Source organism: Oligoflexus sp. (assembly GCF_035638955.1).
Lineage (GTDB): Bacteria > Bdellovibrionota_B > Oligoflexia > Oligoflexales > Oligoflexaceae > Oligoflexus.
Map to the genome: position 1 here is coordinate 1 of NZ_DASQYZ010000342.1, position 6,113 is coordinate 6,113.

General features: G+C 49.1%; 5 protein-coding genes. 4 read left to right on the plus strand and 1 reads right to left on the minus strand.

Annotation, left to right across the window (positions count from 1 at the left end):
* Positions 1-559: 559 nt before the first annotated feature.
* Positions 560-799 (plus strand): hypothetical protein, encoded by a 240-nt coding sequence (locus VE954_RS30140; protein ID WP_324959958.1) that lies wholly within the window; start codon positions 560-562, stop codon positions 797-799.
* Positions 800-1,031: 232 nt separating this feature from the next.
* Here the strand turns inward: VE954_RS30140 and VE954_RS30145 are convergent, their stop codons facing one another.
* Entirely contained in the window at positions 1,032-1,427 is a 396-nt protein-coding gene (locus tag VE954_RS30145) for a hypothetical protein (RefSeq protein WP_324959960.1), read from the minus strand.
* 605 nt (positions 1,428-2,032) lie between these two features.
* Here VE954_RS30145 and VE954_RS30150 point away from each other — a divergent pair.
* From VE954_RS30150 to VE954_RS30160, 3 genes are all read left to right on the plus strand, one after another.
* A complete protein-coding gene (locus VE954_RS30150) occupies positions 2,033-4,153 on the plus strand; it encodes a hypothetical protein (RefSeq protein WP_324959962.1) in 2,121 nt (706 codons plus the stop codon).
* 2 nt (positions 4,154-4,155) lie between these two features.
* Positions 4,156-4,554 (plus strand): hypothetical protein, encoded by a 399-nt coding sequence (locus tag VE954_RS30155; RefSeq protein ID WP_324959964.1) that lies wholly within the window; start codon positions 4,156-4,158, stop codon positions 4,552-4,554.
* Between the two features lie 481 nt (positions 4,555-5,035).
* Entirely contained in the window at positions 5,036-5,536 is a 501-nt protein-coding gene (locus tag VE954_RS30160; RefSeq protein WP_324959966.1) for a hypothetical protein, read from the plus strand.
* Positions 5,537-6,113: the final 577 nt, after the last annotated feature.

A 6,113-nucleotide genomic window follows, 5' to 3' on the forward strand; every position in this document is an offset into this window, starting at 1 on the left:
GGCAATGGATTTGAACTAATTCGGAATGGGACGCATGCCTATTATTCTAACGGATTTTCCAAGGTAACCGTCAGCCATGGATCAAAAGTTAATCCGGAGTGCATTCATCATGCGCGTCTTGCAATAAAGCGTCAGGAGCGGTGCCGGCGACTGGCCGGATGAAGGGTTGCAATAATCTGGATGATGTGAGCTAATGGTGGGGAAGGATATATGGGAATATTGTTCGGTAAAGGTGGCGGCGGACGTCACGTTATACAGCCCTCTATTGCCTTTATGCGTTCTGAAGCGCTCTCGAATATTCGAGACATATTGGATGGTCTGGAACTAAGGATAAGAGAATCAGAACTAAAACGGCCTAAAGATGGTCTTTTCAGTCGAAACCAGCGGGTAGCCAGAATCCTAAAGTTGATAAGAAAACAGGCGGACAGGGGAATTCGAATGACTTAACGTCGTCCGTCGTGTGGTTTGGAGGATGAGGTCTGGCTGCCGAAGGTTGATGTTTTTCTAGTGGAAAGCAAAAGAATCTATGTCAATGCATTTGAATGGTCCTGACAGGCTCATGAAGAAGCATCTCGAAAAAATTTTGTTTGTAGTCGCCTTGGCATTTTATGCTTCAGAGTTTATCGACGACCGTTTCCAGCATTGGGGGTTTATTGGCGGATATTCAACTTTGATTGCTCTTATTTTAACTGAACGTAAAAGGAAAGGCTTACCCCTCTTTGATCTCAGTGTTCAAGTTATGGTCGCGTGTGTAATCTTCCTGCTTGGCATGCGAATCCTCGACTACATAAGAGGTTAATTTTGAACATTGACGGAGGTGTTCTTGAAGATATTGCTTTTTATGCTGTTGCTTGTATCGTGCTCGACGACAAACTCAAACAGCCTGGGCGCCACTACTGGCGCCAATGAAGTATGCCTTTGGAAAACGTCATCAAGGACTTGCCTGTAAAACATCAGCGCCATCCGGGGCCCTGGTTTGGTGCCTTTGCCGTACGTCTATGTCCGCTTCTAATTCGTGCATCCTGGCTCATCTAATTGATCATGCAGGGGCGAGAGCAGAGACAGGCGTATGCATTCAACGCGACAGCGGTGATGTTGTGTCGAGAAACAACACACTGTTGGCTCAGACCACCTGGAACAAAGTTGTTACCAAAGGATTGGTTTCCGCTTCCTGGAAGAGTCCCCTTGCATGTATACGTTTGCTGAATCCCCCCGGCTGTCACATACACTGCCGATTCCGCTTGAGCTCCCGCTGCTTGGCAAACCACGGGACACGGCTGACCCCCGCTTTGCACCCATGCAACCTTGCGACAAGCAACGCCATCAAAATTTTCGACGGTTGCATTGGGAATAGGATTGGCCATGCTGTTAAAACCCTTCATTGCAAACAATACACCAAGCACAAAATTGATTTTACTTCTTCTCATAGCAATTTCCTTTTTTTAATTGATCTTCAATTGTGTTTTGCGCGCAGTTGAAGCAATCGTCAACCCCTTCGACCAAACCTTACAAAAAAAGGAATATGATAGATTCCTATCACATCAGATCACATCATATTTCATCTTCTTTTTTCAATGTCCTGCGCTTGAAGATGCGATTAGCGTCTTAGTTAGGCAGCGGCCGCGTGTTTCAAAGCAGGGCTCGGAAAGAATGGCAAAATTCCATCAGGCCTTGATTGCCAAGGCTTTCAGGTAAGCCGTAATTTTGAAATTTCCCAATAATTTTAACGGTCGGCCTATTTTATAGGCATTCTTTCCGGGGCCCTGACGTTTCCCGGCTCCGTTGCGTTCGGTATTTGCCGTTCGAGTCGGCCTTCTCAAGTTTCTCCGGCAATACCATGGCCTTACCTAGGCGCGACAGAACCGAAAAAAGTCACTCTGTAAAAAAAGGATTTGAGAACGGTTATTCGGCAATTGGCCAGCCGGCAGTGCTTTCCCCTGCTTGTGTAATACCGTCCCATCCGCTATAACGCCCCGCACGGGCCCTCCCTTACAGCCCGCCGACTGAACCTTTGCCCGGATGGATCAGGAAAATGAAGAAAAAGCGTCACATCCTTCAGAGAATTCTTGCCACGTTTCTGGCCCTATTAATTATGGTTCCCCCTGCAAAGGCCATCGAACTGGCCACAGTCAGTGGTGCGCTTACACCCGGGGCCACAGGGCCGGTGTGGGAGCATCTGGCCAATGAAATCTATGAAGGGGACACGGGTGTAGACGCTACGAGGGAAAAAGAGGAGCTGAGCCGGCTGCTTTTTGCCGACTACCTTGAGTATCTGGATGCCGTGGGCCTTGAGCTCGCCGCCGTGGAAAACTCCATTCAAGGGCAGGCGGACGCCTCACTTTTAAACGGCGAGTGCGCCGCCGCAACGCTCGAGGCTGAGCAGCGGCTGTTCATGGACAGCATTGCCGCTGACGCCGACACCTTTGCGAGCGTTTACTGCAATTCCTTCTGCCGGACAAAAACCGAATTTGAATTCTCCCTTATTGCCAATTTCGCCCAGCCCGAGGGCGGGATCCAGACCTGTGAAGAGAAAGCCAGGCAGCTGCACCGTGAATACAACTGCGCTGCAGACAGTCCGGTGCCCGGAGCCGGCAGTCCCCTTGATATTAAAAAGGCGGATCTCATGGATCAAATCGCTGAGCGCCTGAGCGGCTCGGATGCGGATCTGACTTTTGAACGTCTTCCGGACAGCGGCTCAGGGGCCGGGGATTTTACCGGCTCCCCGACAGGACCGGCCCGGCACGTTCAGGATCTCAATCTGTCCACCATTGAGAGCAGGCCCGAATCAGCCATCGTGTCATTGACTGGGGACAGTTCCTCTGACTTCGTAAGTGCTGTGACGCAGAAAAAGGCCGAGTGCCAGCGTCAACAGGAGAACGCCCTTGTCACAACCATCGCTCAGCCAGGATCAGAGCCCACGGGCCCGGTGATTACGCCCAAAAGGGATCCTTTTGATCCACGGTGGACCACATTCGTACCCGACTCACAGCAGGAGATCACGTCAGCAACAGTCCCTGCCGGTCTCGACAAGGGGAAAAATCCCAAATGTGGTGCCACCATTCCCATCACACCCTCCGATTTTGAGAAACTGCGCTCGGCCTATATGCGGATATCGCTCGAAAAAATTTATTCCGTTCTCGGCCACTGGCCGATCTTTGATGAAAATGACGCTCTGAAGAGCGATTATCTGCGCCTCATTCTGAACACGAGCGATCAGCTTTTTTTCCGGCTTCTCGAAGATATAGAAAGCCAGAACAAAAAGGCATGTTACTCGGGCGAAACAGACGAAAGGCGGTCTGAGGTCAAACCTACGCTCAGTGTCAGTTTTTCCGTGCCCGGGGAGGGGGAGCCGGAGGATAAACCCGGTGAGGAGCCGGCGGAAAATAATGGGGACGAAGAGGATCCTGTTACGGTGGCCACCTATTTCAGCGCCTCCAGTTCGTTAACGGATGCTTTTATCGAAGGTGCCCTTGGCCCATTCGGCTCCTCGGGAACAGGGGCTGCGACGCCAGGGGAGATCAGGGCTGCGGAAATCGCGGCAGGGGTCAGCGCCGGGACCATTAGCCCTGATAATATCGGTGCCGAGGCTGCTTCGGGCCCCTACGGACGGGATGCAGCAGCCATAGAGGCGAAGACCCGGGAATATCTGGCTCAGGGTGAATATGCAAATCTTAAGGCTCTTGCGGCGCAGATTGCCGGAGGTGTCCTGAGCGGTGGAGCTGTCCTTGGTGGCCAGAAGCTTTTGAGTAAAGCCCTCGGCAATGGCCAGCTGTCAGCGCTTTTAAAAGCCACTCGTGAGATAATCATGAGGCCCTTGGCCCCTGGCGCGCAGTCAGGGATCCTGAATCTGAATTTTTCTTTATCTTTGCGCAAAACGCTGCTATCAGCTTCTGTTCCGTACAAAGGGTCAACTAAATTAGGTCATGCTTTGTCAAAGCATGCGGGACGCAACCCAGAGATTTGGGGAAAGTTGTCAGGTGCAATGACTTCATGGCATGCACAAGGAATGAAGCATTTTCGTGATATTGTAAGAGCGCCAGGAAGTTTTGAACGAGTAAGTTACGATGGTTTAACTTTTTGGGAAAAAAGATTGGCTGATGGTCGAGGTATGAGGGTGAACTTAGACTTTACTTTCAAAGGTTTTTTGGATTGAACATGAATACAATAGAAATTGTCTTTGAAGACGTTGCAAGTGAGCATATACTCCCCTTATTAAATGAACTTACAGGAAAAGCTTCTGATCAATCAATTCTAACAATGTTAGGGATTAACGACGTCTACTATCAAACTGAGCCGACGCTGAAGTGTGATGCTTTTAATCTAACTAAATGTGACTTTAGAATTATTAAGTACGAAGGAAAATTTGACTTTGAAATTAGTTTTAAGCTGAGTGATCAACATGGATTATCCAATTTGGTACTTAGTGAATTTTTTACGAAAATGGCGATTAAGCATAAAGCCAGTCAAGTTTTTTGCGGAATAGAGCCTGCATCAGACAGCAATACGAGAGTTTTTACTGGGTCCAGCCTGGGTCCGATTATATTGAAATTTTAACCCACGGCCTGCGTCGGGAAAAAACCGGGTAACGTCGGAAATCTGGTAGCCGCGGCTTTTAGCTCTTGCGGCGCGGATAGCCGGAGCTTTCCTAAGCGGAGGAGACGCCGTTGGTGTCCAGAAGTTTTTGAGTAAAGCCCTCGGCAGTAGTCAGCTGTCAGCGCTTTTAAAGGCCACCCGTGAGATAATCATGAAGCCTATGCTTGCAGGTGGGTCGAGGACGTCCTTTCATCCGGAAAAAATCTCCTCGCTTTCAGGAATGGTTATTTCGAGTCAACCAGTAAAGACTTTCCCTTTAAATTTTCAAACTATTACTATCTCAAACTCTGGAACAATGGATGAAGCAATTTTGGTGTGCGATGGGCAAAGCCAAGTGGGGCCATAGTGCTCAGCCTTCGCTGCCTAGCCTATTCCGAGAATCGCTGGAATCAGTTTTGGAAGAAAATCGGTCAGTAAGGCTTGTCACAAAGCGAGGCCTGAGATGGTCAGGAAGAGTGACTTTCGAATAGATTTTTTTGCTCCTTCAAGTGGCTGGCTAAAAGTTCACGTCGTATCTGGCGAAACGCATTTTGACCAAGTGTTCTCGCATATTCCTTACGACTCAGTTGGAGAACTTGTCGACGGCCTCTGTCGGGCGTGCCTATCCCGAAGTGGGGTGGAGCGGGTCCAATGGAATGCAGAACCAGACGAATACATTTTTGAATTTCAACCAATCGATGGCACCCGAGACTTGCGGCTTACTATTTCTAGTTTGCCGCCAAAGGGAACCCTGCAAGCGGAACGTCAGGTGCTGATTGAGCGCACCATGCCGAATGGCATTTTAGCTCTCGTTTTTTGGCGAAGCCTTCGCAAGCTCGAAGATGGCTTCAAGTCCATAAAGAAGAGTGATTGGAATTACGCCTTCCCATCCGCTGGCCTTGCCAAGTTAGAAATCCTAGCTAAACAAATTAGCGAAACGCCGTCGCATAAGTTGGACATATGAATCGAAAGCGGAATTCAGGCCGCAATAAGGCACAGAATATTTAGGTCACACCCCTTTCATGAGTTCATCGATCTTTTATGCACATGAAATATACGCGGCTCGTGGTCCTTGTAAATTTAGTTAGATGGGATGAACGTATGAATGACGGCCTAGCTTGATTGCTTGCATGGAATTCGTTGATTGCAGTCTATGAATGTATTTAATGTCGCGCGTTCAAAGCCATCATGGTCAGCCCATTTTATACTCATAGACGGGGGTGTTTTAACCCAATTGGGTCCTTCCGGTACCCCACCCCGCCAAGGTTGACGATCAACCGCGGCCCCCCTCTCCGATTTAAAATTTTTTGTATCACCTGCACCGGCCTTGTGTGACGAAACTCCTTGTTATGCAGGCTAAAGACGCAATCTGCTGGTGTTTCGTGGTGACTTGCGGCTCCAAGCCTCTTTATTCAAAGAATTTCTTTTCCAAAGTCAATTTAAATCAACGTGCAAAGTGTTCGCAAAAAAGTGAACACGGCAAAGCTTCGTTCCTCCCTGGTCCATCCGGTAAGACTGGAGGAAGGCCGAATGTTTCGGCG